Origin of the sequence: Glutamicibacter sp., assembly GCF_035257265.1 — a bacterium.
GTDB lineage: Bacteria > Actinomycetota > Actinomycetes > Actinomycetales > Micrococcaceae > Glutamicibacter.
The window spans coordinates 13,124-28,609 of record NZ_DATEXC010000020.1; the positions used below are offsets into that span (position 1 = coordinate 13,124).

General features: G+C 56.9%; 16 protein-coding genes. 7 read left to right on the forward strand and 9 right to left on the reverse strand.

Annotated features, from left to right (window positions below; all coding sequences use genetic code 11):
- Positions 1 to 13 precede the first annotated feature (13 nt).
- Genes VJ369_RS04865 through VJ369_RS04875 form a run of 3 tightly spaced genes read right to left on the reverse strand, consistent with a single transcriptional unit; the run spans position 14 to position 4,050 of the window.
- Positions 14 to 1,939 carry an SIP domain-containing protein gene (locus VJ369_RS04865; RefSeq protein WP_324090999.1) on the reverse strand — a complete coding sequence of 642 codons (1,926 nt, stop codon included), beginning with the start codon at positions 1,937 to 1,939 and terminating at the stop codon, positions 14 to 16.
- 3 nt (positions 1,940 to 1,942) lie between these two features.
- Positions 1,943 to 3,004 carry an iron ABC transporter permease gene (locus VJ369_RS04870; protein ID WP_324091000.1) on the reverse strand — a complete coding sequence of 354 codons (1,062 nt, stop codon included), beginning with the start codon at positions 3,002 to 3,004 and terminating at the stop codon, positions 1,943 to 1,945.
- A complete protein-coding gene (locus VJ369_RS04875; RefSeq protein WP_324091001.1) occupies positions 3,001 to 4,050 on the reverse strand; it encodes a FecCD family ABC transporter permease in 1,050 nt (349 codons plus the stop codon). Before VJ369_RS04875 ends, VJ369_RS04870 begins: the two co-directional genes overlap by 4 nt.
- Positions 4,051 to 4,085: 35 nt before the next feature.
- On the opposite strand from VJ369_RS04875, the gene VJ369_RS04880 reads away from it, so the two are divergent.
- Positions 4,086 to 4,871 carry an MBL fold metallo-hydrolase gene (locus VJ369_RS04880; protein WP_324091002.1) on the forward strand — a complete coding sequence of 262 codons (786 nt, stop codon included), beginning with the start codon at positions 4,086 to 4,088 and terminating at the stop codon, positions 4,869 to 4,871.
- A gap of 3 nt (positions 4,872 to 4,874) precedes the next feature.
- Here VJ369_RS04880 and VJ369_RS04885 read toward each other — a convergent pair whose 3' ends face one another.
- From VJ369_RS04885 to VJ369_RS04895, 3 genes are all read right to left on the reverse strand, one after another.
- Complete coding sequence (locus VJ369_RS04885; RefSeq protein ID WP_324091003.1) at positions 4,875 to 5,918, reverse strand: ABC transporter substrate-binding protein; 1,044 nt, start codon at positions 5,916 to 5,918, stop codon at positions 4,875 to 4,877.
- Positions 5,919 to 6,101: 183 nt separating this feature from the next.
- Entirely contained in the window at positions 6,102 to 7,430 is a 1,329-nt protein-coding gene (locus VJ369_RS04890) for an FtsX-like permease family protein (protein ID WP_324091004.1), read from the reverse strand.
- Complete coding sequence (locus tag VJ369_RS04895; RefSeq protein ID WP_324091005.1) at positions 7,427 to 8,155, reverse strand: ABC transporter ATP-binding protein; 729 nt, start codon at positions 8,153 to 8,155, stop codon at positions 7,427 to 7,429. The genes VJ369_RS04890 and VJ369_RS04895 overlap by 4 nt, the downstream gene beginning before the upstream one ends.
- A 131-nt stretch (positions 8,156 to 8,286) precedes the next feature.
- Between VJ369_RS04895 and VJ369_RS04900 the strand changes: the two genes are divergently transcribed.
- Positions 8,287 to 8,547, forward strand: coding sequence for a thioredoxin (locus VJ369_RS04900; RefSeq protein ID WP_324091006.1), 261 nt, complete (start codon positions 8,287 to 8,289; stop codon positions 8,545 to 8,547).
- A 64-nt stretch (positions 8,548 to 8,611) separates the two neighbouring features.
- Complete coding sequence (locus VJ369_RS04905) at positions 8,612 to 9,256, forward strand: YqaJ viral recombinase family protein (RefSeq protein WP_229676922.1); 645 nt, start codon at positions 8,612 to 8,614, stop codon at positions 9,254 to 9,256.
- 30 nt (positions 9,257 to 9,286) lie between these two features.
- On the opposite strand, the gene VJ369_RS04910 is transcribed toward VJ369_RS04905, so the two are convergent.
- Entirely contained in the window at positions 9,287 to 10,381 is a 1,095-nt protein-coding gene (locus VJ369_RS04910; RefSeq protein WP_324091007.1) for a mechanosensitive ion channel family protein, read from the reverse strand.
- 204 nt (positions 10,382 to 10,585) lie between these two features.
- Here VJ369_RS04910 and VJ369_RS04915 point away from each other — a divergent pair, with 204 nt between their 5' ends.
- The 3 genes from VJ369_RS04915 to VJ369_RS04925 all read left to right on the forward strand — a co-directional run bounded on the left by VJ369_RS04915 (position 10,586) and on the right by VJ369_RS04925 (position 13,731).
- Positions 10,586 to 11,125 carry an AMIN-like domain-containing (lipo)protein gene (locus VJ369_RS04915; RefSeq protein WP_324091008.1) on the forward strand — a complete coding sequence of 180 codons (540 nt, stop codon included), beginning with the start codon at positions 10,586 to 10,588 and terminating at the stop codon, positions 11,123 to 11,125.
- Positions 11,126 to 11,217: 92 nt separating this feature from the next.
- Positions 11,218 to 12,216: a PhzF family phenazine biosynthesis protein gene (locus VJ369_RS04920; RefSeq protein WP_324091009.1), complete on the forward strand. Its 999-nt coding sequence runs from the start codon at positions 11,218 to 11,220 to the stop codon at positions 12,214 to 12,216.
- Between the two features lie 60 nt (positions 12,217 to 12,276).
- Positions 12,277 to 13,731: a DHA2 family efflux MFS transporter permease subunit gene (locus VJ369_RS04925; protein ID WP_324091010.1), complete on the forward strand. Its 1,455-nt coding sequence runs from the start codon at positions 12,277 to 12,279 to the stop codon at positions 13,729 to 13,731.
- 69 nt (positions 13,732 to 13,800) lie between these two features.
- Here the strand turns inward: VJ369_RS04925 and VJ369_RS04930 are convergent, their stop codons facing one another.
- The gene (locus tag VJ369_RS04930) at positions 13,801 to 14,040 is read right to left on the reverse strand and encodes a hypothetical protein (protein ID WP_096255656.1); all 240 of its coding nucleotides are present in this window, start codon (positions 14,038 to 14,040) and stop codon (positions 13,801 to 13,803) included.
- Positions 14,041 to 14,141: 101 nt separating this feature from the next.
- Positions 14,142 to 14,573 carry a DoxX family membrane protein gene (locus tag VJ369_RS04935; RefSeq protein ID WP_096255658.1) on the reverse strand — a complete coding sequence of 144 codons (432 nt, stop codon included), beginning with the start codon at positions 14,571 to 14,573 and terminating at the stop codon, positions 14,142 to 14,144.
- 151 nt (positions 14,574 to 14,724) lie between these two features.
- Here VJ369_RS04935 and VJ369_RS04940 point away from each other — a divergent pair, with 151 nt between their 5' ends.
- On the forward strand, positions 14,725 to 15,414 hold the full coding sequence (locus tag VJ369_RS04940) for a TetR/AcrR family transcriptional regulator (protein ID WP_324091011.1): 690 nt from the start codon (positions 14,725 to 14,727) through the stop codon (positions 15,412 to 15,414).
- The last annotated feature ends 72 nt before the right edge of the window (positions 15,415 to 15,486 follow it).

Sequence of the window (15,486 nt, forward strand, 5' to 3'; positions counted from 1 at the left end):
TTTTCCGTCTGGATTAGTTCTCTGTTTTACCCCGGCGCCAGTACCCCATGAAGGCCACCTGCTTGCGATTTATCCCTGCCTCACGCACTAGGTAACGACGCAGTTCCTTGACCATCCCTGCTTCACCCGCAATCCAGGCGTAGAACGGTGCGGATTCTGCCGCCCCGGTCTCCCAGAGGATCTGCTCATCGATATCGATATCTTCTGGATCCGCATCGGTGTGCACCGCCCCGGCCGCTGGAATTGCCACGACGTCTTTCACCGCTGCGGCAAGCAGCACCCCATGCTCGTTGGTTCCGCGCGTCAGCCACTGCACCGAAACGCCTGAACGGGTGGAGGCGCCCAGGATATCGTCGGTATCCGGAACCTCAATCAGGGCATGCCCGGTGACATTGGCAGGCAATGCTTCCAAAATTGCGCAGATTGCAGGGGCTGCGGTTTCATCTCCGGCGAGCACTACACGCCGAGCGCCGCCGGGGCGGAATTCAATACCCCCATAGGTCTCATCACTCAGGGCCCGGTTCGGACCGAGTAAGAGCAGTTCATCGCCAACCTGGGCCCTGTCCGCAAATTCGGTCGCCGGCCCGCCTTGCAGCGCACCGTTGACTACCTGCCCATGCATGACAAAGTCGATATCCAGCTCCGCGGTGTCGCCGAGGTTGTCGCGGTGTCCCACCTCGCGGAAGGCGCGAACGGTGTACGTGCGCATATACCCACGGGAAGCCGGATCGATGGAAAGCCAGCGCCGGTACCATCCTTCCTGCCCCGCCGGACTGGACAATGCCTCGGGACGCAACGCGGCGATCTCCGCGGTGAGTGCCGATCCACCGGCAGGTGGCAGCAAAAGCTTGATGCGCATATCCAGCGGGTGGCTGTTGGTGCCGAAGTGCGATAGATCGGTGCCTCCCACGGTGATGCGGCGGAAGGCAGGGGTGAGATCCTGTGTGCGCATCACCATGCACTGGTAGGCCAGGGTGGAAAGGTGTTCGGCGCCTGGACGAAGCTGCGCTGACTCATCTTCCGGCGCAGCTGAGGTCGGCGTTTGGAGTTCGCCGGCTACCGTAGGTTCGTGCTTGACTGCCGGTTTGGTCAGTTCAACAGATTCTGGAGAGCGCACGATGCCTTGGGCGGCGAGCACATTTTCGGTGCGCAACACCCGGTGGCGTCCGATAGGCAATACCAAAGGAGTGCCGGCGACCGGGTCTGGGATCACCCGGCTTGGCATGCCAAAGACGTCTTTGACGGTGCGCTCGGTGACTATCTCGTTGGGGTGGCCGGCGGCGTAAATTTTTCCTTCACGCAAGGCCACCAAATGATCTGCGTAGCGTGCAGCGAGGTTCAGATCATGGAGCACAATGACCACCGTGATTCCGCGGGTGCGGTTGAGCTCACTAATCACATCGAGTACTTCAAGCTGATGTGCAACATCTAAGAATGTGGTTGGTTCATCAAGGAGCAGCAACTCGGTTTCCTGGGCCAGGGCCATTGCAATCCATACGCGTTGACGTTGACCGCCGGAAAGCTCATCCACCGCACGGTCCGCCAGCTCCATGGTCCCGGTCAGTTCCAGCGCGCGGTTAACCGACGCCTCGTCCTCGGCGGAGAAACGTTTGAACAGTCCCTGATGCGGGTAGCGTCCACGGCTGATCAGCTCACGGGCGGTGATACCGTCCGGTGCCGTCGGTGACTGCGGCAGCAAGCCCAACGTCTTGGCGACTTCCTTGGCCGGTTTAGTATGAATATCTTGGCCGTCCAGTAGTACCTTGCCACCGGCAGGTTTGAGCAGCCGCGATAGGGCGCGCAGCAGCGTGGACTTGCCACAGCCGTTAGCCCCCACCACGATGGTCACTTCCCCGGTGGGGATATCCAAGGACAGTTCATCGACGATAGTGACCTTGTCATAGGCCAGGGTCAGATCGTTTGCCTGAAGTTGGGCCATGGGTTATCCCCCGCTTCCTGTTGAATTTGTCCGCACCAGTATCCAAATCAGAAACGGTGCGCCGAATGCGCCGGTGATAACTCCTACCGGCAATGAAAGATCTGCGAACAAGTTCGCGGCAAAGAAGTTGGCAACGATCACCAGTGTTGCTCCGGTCAGCGCCGCCAACGGAATATTGATGGGACCCCGTGATAGTGCGGCGCTAATAGGTCCCGCCAAAAATGCCACAAAGGCCAAGGGCCCGGTCACCGCAATGGGTAAGGCCCCCATTGCCACCGCGACAAAAACCAATAGCACCCGAGCCCAACTCACATTCAGGCCCAGAGCCGCAGCGGTATCCTCCCCCAGTTCAAGCATCTTCAGCTGGCGCAAGACGAAGGGAAGTAAGAAGACTGCAATAATTCCCAGCGGAACCAAGAGCAGCAGTGCACTGTCCCAATTGCTCGAAGAAAGCGAGCCGGTCAGCCAGTGCATCACATCGCTTGCGGTATTGAGCTGCGCTTGGGTCAGCAAATATTGAATCAGTGCCTGCAGCATGGACCCAATGGCCAGACCGGCAAGGATCAGCCGGGAGCCGGTACGTTTTCCCGAGGCCGAAAGCCAATAGATCAGCGCGGCAACCAGCAGGCCGCCTGCCAGCGCAAAGACGGTGAGCTTCCAGTCGTTGTAGCCCAAGACAATCATCGCAAAGACCGCGGCCGCCGAGGCGCCGTAGCCCACACCGATCACATCGGGGCTGGCCAACGGGTTGCCCAGCCAGCGTTGGAATAGGGCACCGGAAATACCCAATCCGGCGCCCGCCAGAGCGCCGACAGCCAGGCGTGGCAGACGGTCGGACATGATGATGAAGCTTGTTCCGGGGACCTTATCTCCGCCAAGTACCTGAAGCACTTCCAGCGCAGGGAGCCGGTCACGGCCCCAGAACAGATAAGCCAATGCGGTGGCCAGGATAGCTAGTGCCATCCACAGCGCACTGCGGCGCACGCGACGTGACCTGTCAGCGGCTCTCGTTGAATTATCTGCGTCCAGCCCGTTGGCCGTTGAGGTTATCTCTTTTGAGCTCACAGGCTCACCGACTTCATCCCGCTGCGCATCATGATGATAAAGATCGGTCCGCCGAGCATGGCGCACATGACGCCCACCTGAATTTCGCTTGGTGGCGCGATGATCCGTCCCACGGTATCGGCCACCAGCAGCAAAATCGGTCCGGCAATTAAACAGGCAGGCATCAGCCAACGGTAATCCGAGCCGACCAATAGCCGCACCGCGTGGGGAATCATCAGGCCCACAAAGGCAATCGGGCCTGCTACCGCGGTGGCGGTGCCGGCCAGCACCACCACACCTACCGAACCGATCACCCGGGCACGGCCCAGGTTGAAGCCCAACGCGGTCGCCGTGTCATCCCCCATGGAAACGGCGTTGGAAACCTTCGCAGTGGACAGCACAATCAGTGCCCCGATGGCCACGACGGGAATGGCGCTGAGGAAGGTATCAATTCCGGTGGTGGACAGCGAGCCGATCTGCCACATGCGGAATCGGTCCAAGGTGGAATCTGAGATCATCAGGATCGCATTGGTGACCGCTCCGACGCCCACGGCCAAGGCGGCACCGCCCAGGGCGAGCTTGATGGGGGTGGCTCCCTCGCGTCCCACATTGGCCACGAGATAAACCAGGATCATCACTACCGCTGCCCCGATAAAAGCGGCGGCCATAATTCCGGCGAGCGAGCTTACCCCGAGGAAGCCGATCGCTAACACCACACTCATCGAAGACCCGGCGTTCAACCCCAGGATCCCGGTATCTGCCAGTGGGTTGCGGGTCAGCCCCTGCAGCCCGGCGCCAGCCAATCCCAACGCTGCACCGACCACAATGGCACCGACCGTGCGGGCAAAGCGCGAAGCAACCACACCCTGGTCCCCATTGGTTGGATCAAAATTCCAGATAGCGTCGGTGACGGTATCCAGCGAGACGCTCCGGGCTCCCAGAAGCAACGAGGCGAAGACCGCCAGAGCTAAAAAGAGGAAAAGTAAGAGGAAGGAGGTGAGCTTTCTACCTGCCTTCGGCGACTTCTCTTGCCCTGCATGGGGCGTAATACTTTTAGTCGCGGTCATTGCTTCCTACACTCGTTGCTATGGCTCATCTTCCCTTGCCCACTATTATCGCCCCTGGCGTCGGCCTGCTGCGCGCCGAGAATCCTTCGGAAATGACGTTGGACGGGACCAATTCTTATTTGCTCTTTGATCCAACCTGCACCGAGCTGACTGTGCGAACCCCAGCAGTTCTCATTGACCCGGGCCCTGATCTTCAGGTCCATTTGCAGGCCTTGGCGGCCTTCGATATCCAGCTGGTGCTGATCACCCACCGGCATGCGGATCATACCGGCGGAATTGATACCTTGCACAGGTTGACCGGGGCACCGGTGCGCGCCCGCCTCGAAGAGCATTGCCGGGATGCGGAGGTCCTTGAAGACTTGGAAGTCACCGAGGCCGCAGGAATTGAAGTTCAGGTGGTTTTCACCCCGGGACACACTTCGGACTCGGTGTGCTTTATCCGCCGGGGCGAAACTTCCCATTTGTTCACTGGCGACACCGTACTGGGCCGCGGCACGACTATTTTGGAACATCCCGATGGGACCTTGGCCGATTATTTGGCTTCGCTGCAGCGGCTGTTGGCGATGCCGGATATGGCATTGCATCCGGCGCATGGTGAGCAACATGAGGTATCCCATCCGTTGCTTCAGAATTATCTGACGCATCGCGAATCGCGGTTGGACCAGGTGCGTGCGGCCATGGACAAACTCGGCAAGGCCGGGGCTGACGTAGCACCAGCGCAATTGCTGGAACTTGTCTACCCCGGCCTCGATGCGCGCTTGGTGGGCGCAGCTAGCCGTTCCTTGGAAGCGCAATTGCACTATCTAGGCTTAAATCCTTAGTCGTTACTTGGCGGCCGCTGCGTTTTCGGCAGCCGTGACGATTTTTGGCACCACGTGCTCCAACGCCCATTCAATGGACAGCGGCGAAGCTGCGGAGATGGCCAAGGTGGCCTGGTCATCTCCCGGGAGAGCCACTGCCTTATTCTTCACCGCAGGGATCTGACCATACAGTGGCTGAGCCTTGACGATGTCATCTACGCTGTTGCCAGCAAGAGCAGAGGCGAAGACGATATCTGCGTCCCACTCGTTGACCTTTTCAGGGGACACGGTGAAGAAGAAGGTGTCCTTCGCGGCGTTCTTCTGGACGTAGTCTGCCTGCGTCATACCCAAGGCGGACAGGAAGCGTGGACGGGTGTCCCCTTCGGAGTACACGTATGCGGTGTCCGGTGCGGAGAGGTCCGCAGCGATGAAGGTGGTGTCTTTTAAGGCCTCGTTGTCCTCGCCAACCTGTGCCAGTTCACCTTCGATTTTCTTGACCAGCGCGTCGGCCTCGTCTGCCTTGCCGAGCATCTGGCCGGCGGCTTCGGTGGTCTCTTCCCAGCTGGTGGTGTAGTTCGGCTTAATCGGGCCGACTACTGGTGCGATTCCCTGTAGCTTCTCGTACTGTTCCTTCGTCAAGCCCGAATACGGGGCGAAGATGACGTCGGGCTTGCTCGCCGCGATTCCGGTGTAGTCAAGGTCGTCACCGATCTTGTACTGTACCGGTGCGTTCTCCGAGCCGAGAGGAGCACCAAGCTCTTCTAGCTTGGCATCCTTCCAGTCCGTCGAGTTGTTAGCGTTCTGCCCGTAAGCATCGATGTCCATGCCGACCGGCACGGTTCCCAGAGCTAGTACCGCATCGGCGTTGGCCCATGAAATCGTCGCTACCTTCTCAGGCTTCTCGGTAATTTGGGTTTCGCCGTAAATATTTTTGATACTCACCGGAGAGAAGCTCGATTCAGCGGAATCCGAACTCTTAGGCTCTGAGGTCGAGCCACAGGCGCTCAGGCCAAGTGCCAAGATTGCGGAGGTTGCGGCCAGTAGGCCAGCACGACGCGTAATTTTCATGGGTCATAATCCAGACGTTGCGAGTTGTCATAAAATAACCGGCACTTAGGTTAGGTAAACCTATGTGAACCGCATGCAACTTTACGCCGATCGCACTTCAATACGCAACATCAAGGATATGTAATCCACGTTACTTACCGCCAGGACAGCTGAGCTAGCCCTTACCTCAGACGTCACCTACCGTTATCGACCGGAATGATCTGCCAGCAACCTGCGTGGGTCAGCGATGTTCAGTGACAACCGGATCACCAGCAACCCCGCAAGCAAGACGAGCAGCACCGTGGCTACGGTCAGTGGTTTCAGGAGCAGTGCCAACGATGCGAAGGGCAGCACCAGCACCGCAGAAGCCACGGTAAAACCTATGGCCACCGTCAATGCAGGAATCATCACGCTTTTAACTCGTGCCTTGTTGACTACGCCTAAATCAACGCCCAATCGATGAAGCCCCAAATATAGATCTTGACGATCCAAGGTACCGGCACATTGGCTAATTGCAGCCGAGATGGCCACACATATCAAGGAGATGCTCAGCGTCACCAGCACTCCGGTTAACACGTCAGTGCCCAGGTACAACTCCCATGAGCTGGCCATATCATTTTCCGAAAACGCAAACATCGCCGCCCCGGAACCACCGATTACCGCAACGAAGGCAGCCATGGCCACACCCGATACCTGACGCCAAGCGCCACTGGGCGACTCCAGAATCATGCGAGCGGCCAGCAGCTGTTCGGGATTCTCGGCCTTCTTCAGTTTCGCTTTGCCCACCTTCGCTACAAGCCAAGGCCCAATCAGGTTTAGCGCCAGCAGGCCCACCCCAAATCCGGAAATGATGATGGCGATCAGGACGCCTAAGCCCACCGGCAGCAGACCGACCTTGGAGAACAACGTGTAGATCACCACGATGCTACCGATCGCGATAACCGCGCGCATCCAGCTAGGCATCGGTGCCGAACGCCGGGTAGCCACCGCCAACGGAGTAATGACCAACTTGCGCAGACCGGCCAGTGCGCTCACCACCGAGAGCAGCAACACCGCGAGTACTGCCGCGCCCGTTGCCATCGGAGGAAGGAAGATCGCCGTGCCAATCGCTTCACCCTGGAACTTCACCCGCGCTACCGCCGGGGCCAGCGCCAAATACAGCACCACCCCGCAGATTGCGCCAATAAGCGCCGTAGCGCCAGCCTGAATCACCGCAACCGCACGGACCTGGAATCCGGTGGCTCCCAAGAGACGCAACGAAGATAAGGCACGGTCTTGAGCGCGAGCCGAAAGTTTGGCAGCCGAGGAGCCTAAGACCAGCAACGGAACAATCAACAGCACCAGCGCAAACGCGGCTAAAGGAATGTAGAACCCTTGCGCTTCACTTTCAAGCTTGGTAAATGACCAGGCACCGCCAAGTACTATCAGCACCATGGCGCTGACCATGGTGTAGGCGCTAACTGTCAGCAGTTGTACTATCCGCCCGGAATTACTCGGGCGCGCGAGCATCCACGCCATATGCAAGGTATTCATGAACGCGGCCCCTGAACAACTGAGTCATCCGCGGTGATCTTGCCGTCTTGCAGCGTCAGGATCCGGTGGCAGCGTTGGGCCACCTGCCGGTCATGGGTGACCATCACCAGACTTTTACCCATCCCCACGGTGCACTGCATCAAGATATCCAGAACTTCGCTGCCGGTGACCGAATCCAAGGCGCCCGTAGGCTCATCGGCAAAGACTATGCTCGCGCCAGTCACCTGCGCTCGTGCGATTGCTACACGCTGTTGCTGTCCACCGGAGAGCTGACCGATGCGGCGCTGTTCCATTCCGGCTAACCCCAATTGCTGCAAGGCATCCACGGAACGCGCGATTGCTGCGGTGCGTGGTACGCCGTTGACCATCAAAGCCATCGCCACGTTTTCTTCGGCTGTTAGCTCCGGAATCAACAGTCCGGATTGAAAAACGAAACCAAAGGCTTCGCGGCGCAATTTGGTTCTTGCGGTGTCGCCAAGCCCGTCAACCTCAACCGGCGCTTTGCCCGGCAGGTTCAGGGTGACGGTGCCCGAATCGGGTAACTCGATGCCCGCCAATGCGTGCAGCAAGGTGGACTTGCCTGAGCCGGAAGGACCCATAATAGCGACCGCGGTCCCGGCCGCGATATCAACGTCAATTCCGTTGAGGGCATGGGTGCTGCCGTAACTTCTGAGCAACCGGCGGGCTGAAATAATTGGATTGGATACATACGAATTCTGAAGCATAATCTAATGTTCCCAATCGCGGAGGCCAGGCACATCGGAGCACCGATGGAGTTGTCCGTGGGCGAACTCATCCTCCGGTAGGAGAGCCAACATTCCTCCTGGCTAAACGACTGGAGGTAGGCTCGTTGGTGATGCTGCTCGAAATTTATACCCAGCCATTTTGTGCCCCCTGCGTACGCGCCCGGCAGGTAGTCCACCGTGCCGAGGAACTGCTGCCCTTCCTCAGCGTCGAGGAGATCGATGTGGTGGAACAGGTAGCCCGCGGCGAAGAATTGGCGGTGACTTCCACACCGGTGATTCGATTGCTGGTGCAAGGCGAAGAAAAGTTCAGGGCCGCCGACACCCCAACATTGCAGCAATTATTAACTGCCATAGCCCATGTCAGCGACTAGGCTCACCTAAGTTTCAGCACGATGTTGCACCGGATGAGCCACTTCATGGGGAAGAATGGCTCAGGTGACTAGTGTGCCTAATGTTGACCATGAATGCTTCCAACGAGTGTTGGCAGATTCCACTAACCGTATTGAATGGTTACGGGCACGGTCACAAGGTATCACCGCAACTGATGTAGCTAAGCTGTCCACGGAAAAATCCATTCGGAATGCCGCCTGGGACAAGCTCTACGGTTCTGGGTTCTCCGGTAATACTTACACAGAGCACGGTCGACGTCGTGAGCCGGTCATCGCCGCGTGGGTGCAGGAAAATTTCAACATTTTCCCTTCGTCACAACTTTTCCACTCGCAAAATTCTCGGCTGCATTTGGCAACCCCCGATGGTTTGGGCTTTGACCAAGACGGCGCACCGGTATTGGCGGAAATCAAGACCACCAATAAGCCGTTCAAGCGGATCCCTAAAAATTATCTTCGCCAGGTCCTGTGGCAGCAGCATGTCATCGGCGCTCAACGCACCTTATTCGTCTGGGAACAGCACTATAACTTCGTGCCGGTTCAGGCGGTCCCCGAGTTTCTTTGGATCGAGCGAGACGACTCGATGATCCAAGACCTCATCGACAAGGCCGAGCAACTCATTGCCGCCTTGCGCGAGTCAACTTCCCGCGAACAGCAATACCTGGACTACGGTCCAGCAGCCCTGCGCCTCTAAATATCCAAGGCGCAGAAGCGCCACTTCAGGCTATAGCGGTGGGTTCTGGATGGTGCGCGGGTCTGGCAGACATTCTGGATAACTCTCTACCAGTTCACCCAGCAGTTTTTCGCGCAGCATATTGCGCAGGTTCCACAGGTCCCCAGGATTTCTGGCAGATAAATAAATGGTTACCGTTTGCAAGCCGCCCAAGGTGTCTGTCACGAGCAGGCTATTATCGCGTCCATCCCACCAGTCAGAAGATTCAAGCAATTCGGTAGTACGCGTACGCAGGAATTCAATCGGCGCATTGAGTTTCAATTGCAAGGTGATGTTGCCGCTAATCTCGGTGCTGCGCCGCGACCAGTTTTCAAATGGCGTGGTGGTGAAGTGTGTGGAAGGCAGAATCATCCGCCGTCCGTCGAGGAGCAACACCACCACATAGGTCAAAGTTATCTCTTCAACGGTGCCGCGTTCGGCTTCGACCACCACAATGTCATCCACGCGCACCGAGTCGGTAAAGGCAATCTGCAAGCCGGCAAACACGTTGGCCAACGAGGACTGAACCGCCAAACCAACAACCACCGAAGCAAGACCAGCTGAGGCCAGAAGACCTGCGCCTAGCGCTCTGACCTGTTCAATCGTCAACAGCACGGCAGCTACCGCGATGATGCAGAGCACCGCAATAAGTACCCTGCGCAGTAAACCAACCTGCGTTTGGACCTTTGCTAATCGGCGGCCCGGACCAAAGCGGCCTCTGATGCGCGCCAGCAGAACTTCCTCAACAACCTTGACCAGCACAATAATGAGCCAGGTCAAGAAGAACACCAAACAGATGAGCAGCACAAACTGCCAGAACTTGTACGAGCTGATGTCGCGGTGGAAGGCCAACAGCGAAATTTTGAGAACAATCGATGCGAAGGTACCGAAAATCGGGATTCTCGCGTTTTTCACATTGACGTCACCGAGTCCGGTGCGCTGAAAAATACGATGTGTCAGGCCAGTAATCAGGAAGGCAAGAATGGATGAAAAAATTAATCCAACAGCGACAACAACCAGAAATTGCAACGATTGAGGCAGGAACCCGGAGGCTTCAACGAATTCGTCGACGGTGGTATCGATAGGTGCAGACGGGCTTGGCAACATCGTTAAAGCATGTCACACGAGACTAGCCGAACGCTGAGCGACACCTTGGATATACCCGAACACCGGCTACCGCGTCACGGATACGCAGCAGATCAATTCCAGTTGGATCCGGCGTCTTGTTTCGACTGGCAAACCGGGTTTTAGTAGTCTTACGGGTCCGTGCCGGACCCTAGGGCGCACTCAGATAGAAAGCCGGTGGTTCATATGCGCCGCACCAAACTTGGACTTCTCGCAGCTCTCGCAGCAGCGAGCATGCTCTCGGTAGCCCCTGCAGCCTCGGCCGCTCCGGTGGCTACCGCCGCGGCCGGATGCCCAACCGTTTATTGGGGTTCTTTATCCAAGACCTCCAACATCTCAAGTTCTTCCACGATGACTAATATTCGTACCGGACGCCATACCTGTTTTGACCGGATGGTGATAGATCTCAGCGGTAACCCCGATGGATATTCGGTGAAGTATGTCAGCGCACTGACCGGAATCGGGTCAGGGAAAGAGGTACCCACCACGGGTGGTGCCAAACTGGAAATCCTGCTGAAGTCCGGAACCAGCACCAGCTATCGTCCCGGATCCACCATCAAAACACTGAATTACACTACCTTCCGCCAACAGCTCTGGCTGGGAAGTTTTGAAGGTCAGACCAAGATCGGCATCTCCACTCGGGCACGACTGCCAATGCGTGCCTTTGTCCTTTCTGGTCCGGACCAAGGATCGCGTTTGGTGATCGATGTTGCTCACAAATGGTAACCAGCTGTGCCTAAGCCATGAGCTTGCCGTCATGACCGGACGCACCGCGTAACACCGTGTCAACCTGCTGAAGAATGTGCCACGATGCTTATATGTATCGCACATTTGCCTATCAGCAGGTTGACGTTTTTGCCCCCACAGCCTTCAACGGCAATGGGCTCGGCGTTGTCTTTGAGGCAGATCATCTCGATTCCATGCAAATGCAACGCTTCGCCCAGTGGCTGAATCTATCGGAGACTGTCTTCTTCGTGACGCCCACAGAGCCCGAAGCCGACTACGCAATTCGTATTTTTACTCCGACCACCGAACTGCCCTTTGCCGGGCACCCTACGCTAGGTGCTGCGCATGCGTGGCTTGAGTCTGGAGGCCAGGCTGGAGCCAGTGGCCACCTACTCCAGCAATGTGATGCCGGTTTGATTCAGGTACGGATTGAACGCGAGGCCAGCGAAAAGCATGAGCGCCGCCTCGCCTTCCTTGCCCCACCGTTAACCCGCAGCGGCCCCCTGGAGCAAGATGTTTTGCAGTGGGCAATTGCCGGGCTGGGGATTAACTCAGAAGATGTCATTGCCCATCAGTGGTTGGTCAATGGACCACACCACGCCGGATTGTTGCTTCGCGACGCCGACCTCGTGCTGGGAATTGAGCCTGATTATGCGGCCCTTGACGGGTTGGAACTCGGAGTCATTGGCCCCTACACCGCCTCAAGCGTGGCCCAAGGTGTCTGGCAGCCACAGGCTAGCGTCTTACCGCGTATTTCGGGGACACGCGAGGAACTGCGTCCCTTAGATTATTCGGATCAAACTCGTTCCGAGGAGCGCTTTGGCGCCGTGGTACTTCAGCCACCGGCAGACTTTGAGGTGCGTGCTTTTGTCTCTGGTGAGGCCATCCAGGAGGACCCCGCAACGGGTTCACTCAACGCCGGTTTTGGCGTGTGGATGACTAAGGCAGGGTTGGCACCGCAGCGTTACACCGTCCGCCAGGGCACTCGCGTGGGACGCGAGGCAATCTTGCATATTGAAGCGAGCGAAAGTGGTCTTTGGGTCAGTGGGGATGTCACTACCCGCATTGAAGGAACTGTGACTTTCGACTGAATCTCTGACTAAGTCGGATAATGCATTTTAGTTTCACTGTGCAAGCATTACTCTGGGTCAGTGCCTGAAATCGTAAACTCTCCGCCAGACTTTGACCGAAAAACCGCTTGGCGTGCCCTCTGGGCATTGGTCATTGGTTTCTTCATGATCCTGCTCGACACCACCATTGTATCGACGGCGATGCCCGCCATCATGAAGTCCCTGGATGCCGATATCTCTGGGATCCTTTGGATCAACAGTGCTTATCTGCTCACCTTCGCGGTGCCTCTGCTCATCACCGGGCGTCTCGGTGACCGTTTTGGTCCGCGCAATATTTACCTCATCGGGTTGCTGATCTTTGCTTTGGCTTCGCTGTGGTGCGGGCTGTCGGACTCGCTGGCTTCGCTCACCATTGCCCGTGCTGTCCAAGGGCTCGGCGCGGCAATGATTTCGCCGCAGGCAATGACGCTGATAACCAGACTATTTCCCTACCAACACCGCGGTGCCGCGATGGGGCTTTGGGGAGCCGTCGCTGGTATTGCCGCGTTGCTAGGCCCAATTGCCGGTGGACTATTAGTCGACTCGGTCGGTTGGGAATGGATCTTCTTCATCAACCTGCCAATCGCCGTATTGAGCTTCATCATGTTGTTGAAATTTGTTCCCCGCCTGGCACCGCAAGCTCATTCCTTCGACTGGGTTGGCGTAGTGCTTTCCGCCCTGGCAATGTTTGCATTGGTCTTTGGCATCCAAGAGGGCGACTCAACTAATTGGGAGCCATTCATCGGCCCGCTGAGCTCGTGGCACCTAATCGCTCTAGGTGTGGTGCTCTTCGCGGTATTTATTTGGTGGCAATCCAAGACAGCCAAGGAACCGCTGGTTCCATTGCGGCTGTTTAAGGTTCGTAACTTTTCGCTGGCAAATATCGCCATCACCTGCATGGGCCTGACCATTTCTACCATGGCTCTACCGATGGTGTTCTTCCTGCAGAATGTGCGGGGCCTGACTCCGACCCAATCTGCATTGATGATCTCCCCCATGGCCATCGTGGCAATATTCATTGCACCGGTGCTGGGAAAAACGGTCAACAGGTTTAATCCTCGGACCCTCGCGGTACCAGGGTTCTTCCTGATCGGCACCGCGACCGTAGCTTACGCATTGATGATGCATGCGGACATTGCCCTGTGGACCTTGCTGATCCCCTCGGCGGTGCAAGGTATCGGTTCGGCAATGATCTGGCCTTCACTTTCGCTCGCTGCAACCAAAAATCTCACTCCAAGGGATGCCGGGGCCGGTTCAGGTATTTACAACACCACCAGGCAGATCGGTTCGGTCCTAGGCTCTGCGCTCATTGCGGTCATGATGGAAGCACGCGTTTCCGCTGAGATTCTCAAGGTTCAGGCTCAGGGTCCTGGGGCTATCCCTGAAGCGACAGCCGTGGGGCTGGGCCAGGCATTGCTGCTACCTGGGTTTGTGGCTATTGCCGCGGTACTTGTGGTGGTCTTCCTCAACGTCCCGGAAAAGAAGAAAGTCTCTTAGCTTCAAAAAGCGCAAAAACGGGGTAGGTTCCACATGGAACCTACCCCGTTTTTGCTCAGTCAAAATCGACTATGCAGATTGGTCTGGCTTGTCTTCGCCCTTGACCTTCTCTACGGTTTCACCGATCTTTTCCTGCGCATCGGCGGCAAATTCTTTCACGTTCTCCGAAGCGTCGGCCGCGAATTCCTTCACGTTTTCAGACGCGTCAGCAGCGAACTCTTTAACGTTCTCCGAAGCGTCGCCGGCAAATTCCTTGACGTTCTCGACTGCTTCGCCCAGCTTCTTCTTTGCATTATCCAAGAAACCCATGGGTTCTCCTTTTGGTTCGAAACCTGAAAGTGACTACTGAAGGCTTGCAGTCCCAGCTGAAACTTGCGTCAGTTGGAAATTTGCTCACCGTGGAGGCTAAATTATTTCTTTTTCTTCGCCAGCTTCGCCGAGCGACGACCAAAGATCAGCGCTACTGCGATACCGGCAAGCCAAGCATCCTTGGCTAGAGCGGTGCCGTCACTTGTAGGGCGGATTCCATCAGATTCGGTCATTCCCGGGGTGCGCAAGTAGGAAGCAAGCAGTACCCCTGAAAATGCTCCGAGGCCGAGACCTGCAAGTCGCGAAGGAATGATAGGCAGGAGCAAAGCGCTACCCAGTGCAATTTCGGAGACCGAAACCGCCTTACCGAAGGCTGCTGGTTCCAACTGCCCCAACTGCGGCACGCCGTTGGAGGCCAGCTGCTGCAGTCCTGCTGCGCTAGCTTCGTCAATGCGAAGCTTGTTGATTCCGCTGTTGAGAATGAATGCGCCACTGACCAAACGTAGTGCGGCGTTTGCGATAGAGATTCCCATGGGCCCTCACTTCTCTTCTAAGTAGTTTTACTGCGGCACTCGCAATTATGAGTTGCCTTGAACCTCAGCGTAGTCATCCCGGGGAATGATCACAATCATTTAGTCCCGTGAGCCGGAGTCAATTAGCCGAAACATGCTAAATTCAAGAATCATGATCTCTTCCTCCGCCGTACCTTCAGCCGCTCTGGACCTTTTAATTACCCAGGGGTTCGACACCACCAGCGTCGATGAGCTGGCGGCCACCGCCGGGATGTCACGGTCCACGTTCTTCCGCCGTTTTGGTTCCAAAGAAAACATGGTGTTTGCCGATCAGGAAATGATCATCACTCATGTGAAAACGACACTTGCTGCGTCCTCCGTCAGCGCCACACAAACGCTTATCGACGCGGCACACGTGGTCTTTGACCAGTACACGATGAACCCTGAGGCCGCCCAGTTGCGTCACCGCTTACTTTCCTCGGTGCCTTCGCTGCGCGAACGTGAGCTGGTTTCCACTCACCGTTATGAACGAGCTTTTTATGATTTCCTCTCCGCCAGGGAACTAACCAACACGGCACCACACCGTGCCCTGAGCCTAGGAATCAGCGCAGGGTTGGTTGCCATCCACAATGACCACCTGCGCCTGTGGTTGCGTGACCCATCCGCCACGGATCGGGAGCATTTGGCTGCAGACGTGTCGTTATTTTTGGACCGTTTCGCAGACTTGCTGGATCCCAATCATGCTCACAAAACAAAGCCATCTCAGGCGCCGCGCGTGGTGGTTTCCGTTCTTGACGCAGCAGATGATGAACAAGCGGTACTTGATGCCGTATCTAAGGCGCTACGCGAACACCGCGGCTGACACTTAGTTTCTTGACATGGCATTGAGTTCCATTAGGCTGGATATAGAACAGTTTTCTTTCTCTGCCTAGGA

Bases quoted from the DNA above. Each gene is read 5' to 3' on its own strand.
- VJ369_RS04865 (WP_324090999.1), bottom strand. From the start codon at position 1,939: ATGGCCCAACTTCAGGCAAACGATCTGACCCTGGCCTATGACAAGGTC.
- VJ369_RS04875 (WP_324091001.1), bottom strand. From the start codon at position 4,050: ATGACCGCGACTAAAAGTATTACGCCCCATGCAGGGCAAGAGAAGTCG.
- VJ369_RS04885 (WP_324091003.1), bottom strand. From the start codon at position 5,918: ATGAAAATTACGCGTCGTGCTGGCCTACTGGCCGCAACCTCCGCAATC.
- VJ369_RS04890 (WP_324091004.1), bottom strand. From the start codon at position 7,430: ATGAATACCTTGCATATGGCGTGGATGCTCGCGCGCCCGAGTAATTCC.
- VJ369_RS04895 (WP_324091005.1), bottom strand. From the start codon at position 8,155: ATGCTTCAGAATTCGTATGTATCCAATCCAATTATTTCAGCCCGCCGG.
- VJ369_RS04900 (WP_324091006.1), top strand. From the start codon at position 8,287: ATGCTGCTCGAAATTTATACCCAGCCATTTTGTGCCCCCTGCGTACGC.
- VJ369_RS04910 (WP_324091007.1), bottom strand. From the start codon at position 10,381: ATGTTGCCAAGCCCGTCTGCACCTATCGATACCACCGTCGACGAATTC.
- VJ369_RS04915 (WP_324091008.1), top strand. From the start codon at position 10,586: ATGCGCCGCACCAAACTTGGACTTCTCGCAGCTCTCGCAGCAGCGAGC.
- VJ369_RS04920 (WP_324091009.1), top strand. From the start codon at position 11,218: ATGTATCGCACATTTGCCTATCAGCAGGTTGACGTTTTTGCCCCCACA.
- VJ369_RS04930 (WP_096255656.1), bottom strand. From the start codon at position 14,040: ATGGGTTTCTTGGATAATGCAAAGAAGAAGCTGGGCGAAGCAGTCGAG.
- VJ369_RS04935 (WP_096255658.1), bottom strand. From the start codon at position 14,573: ATGGGAATCTCTATCGCAAACGCCGCACTACGTTTGGTCAGTGGCGCA.
- VJ369_RS04940 (WP_324091011.1), top strand. From the start codon at position 14,725: ATGATCTCTTCCTCCGCCGTACCTTCAGCCGCTCTGGACCTTTTAATT.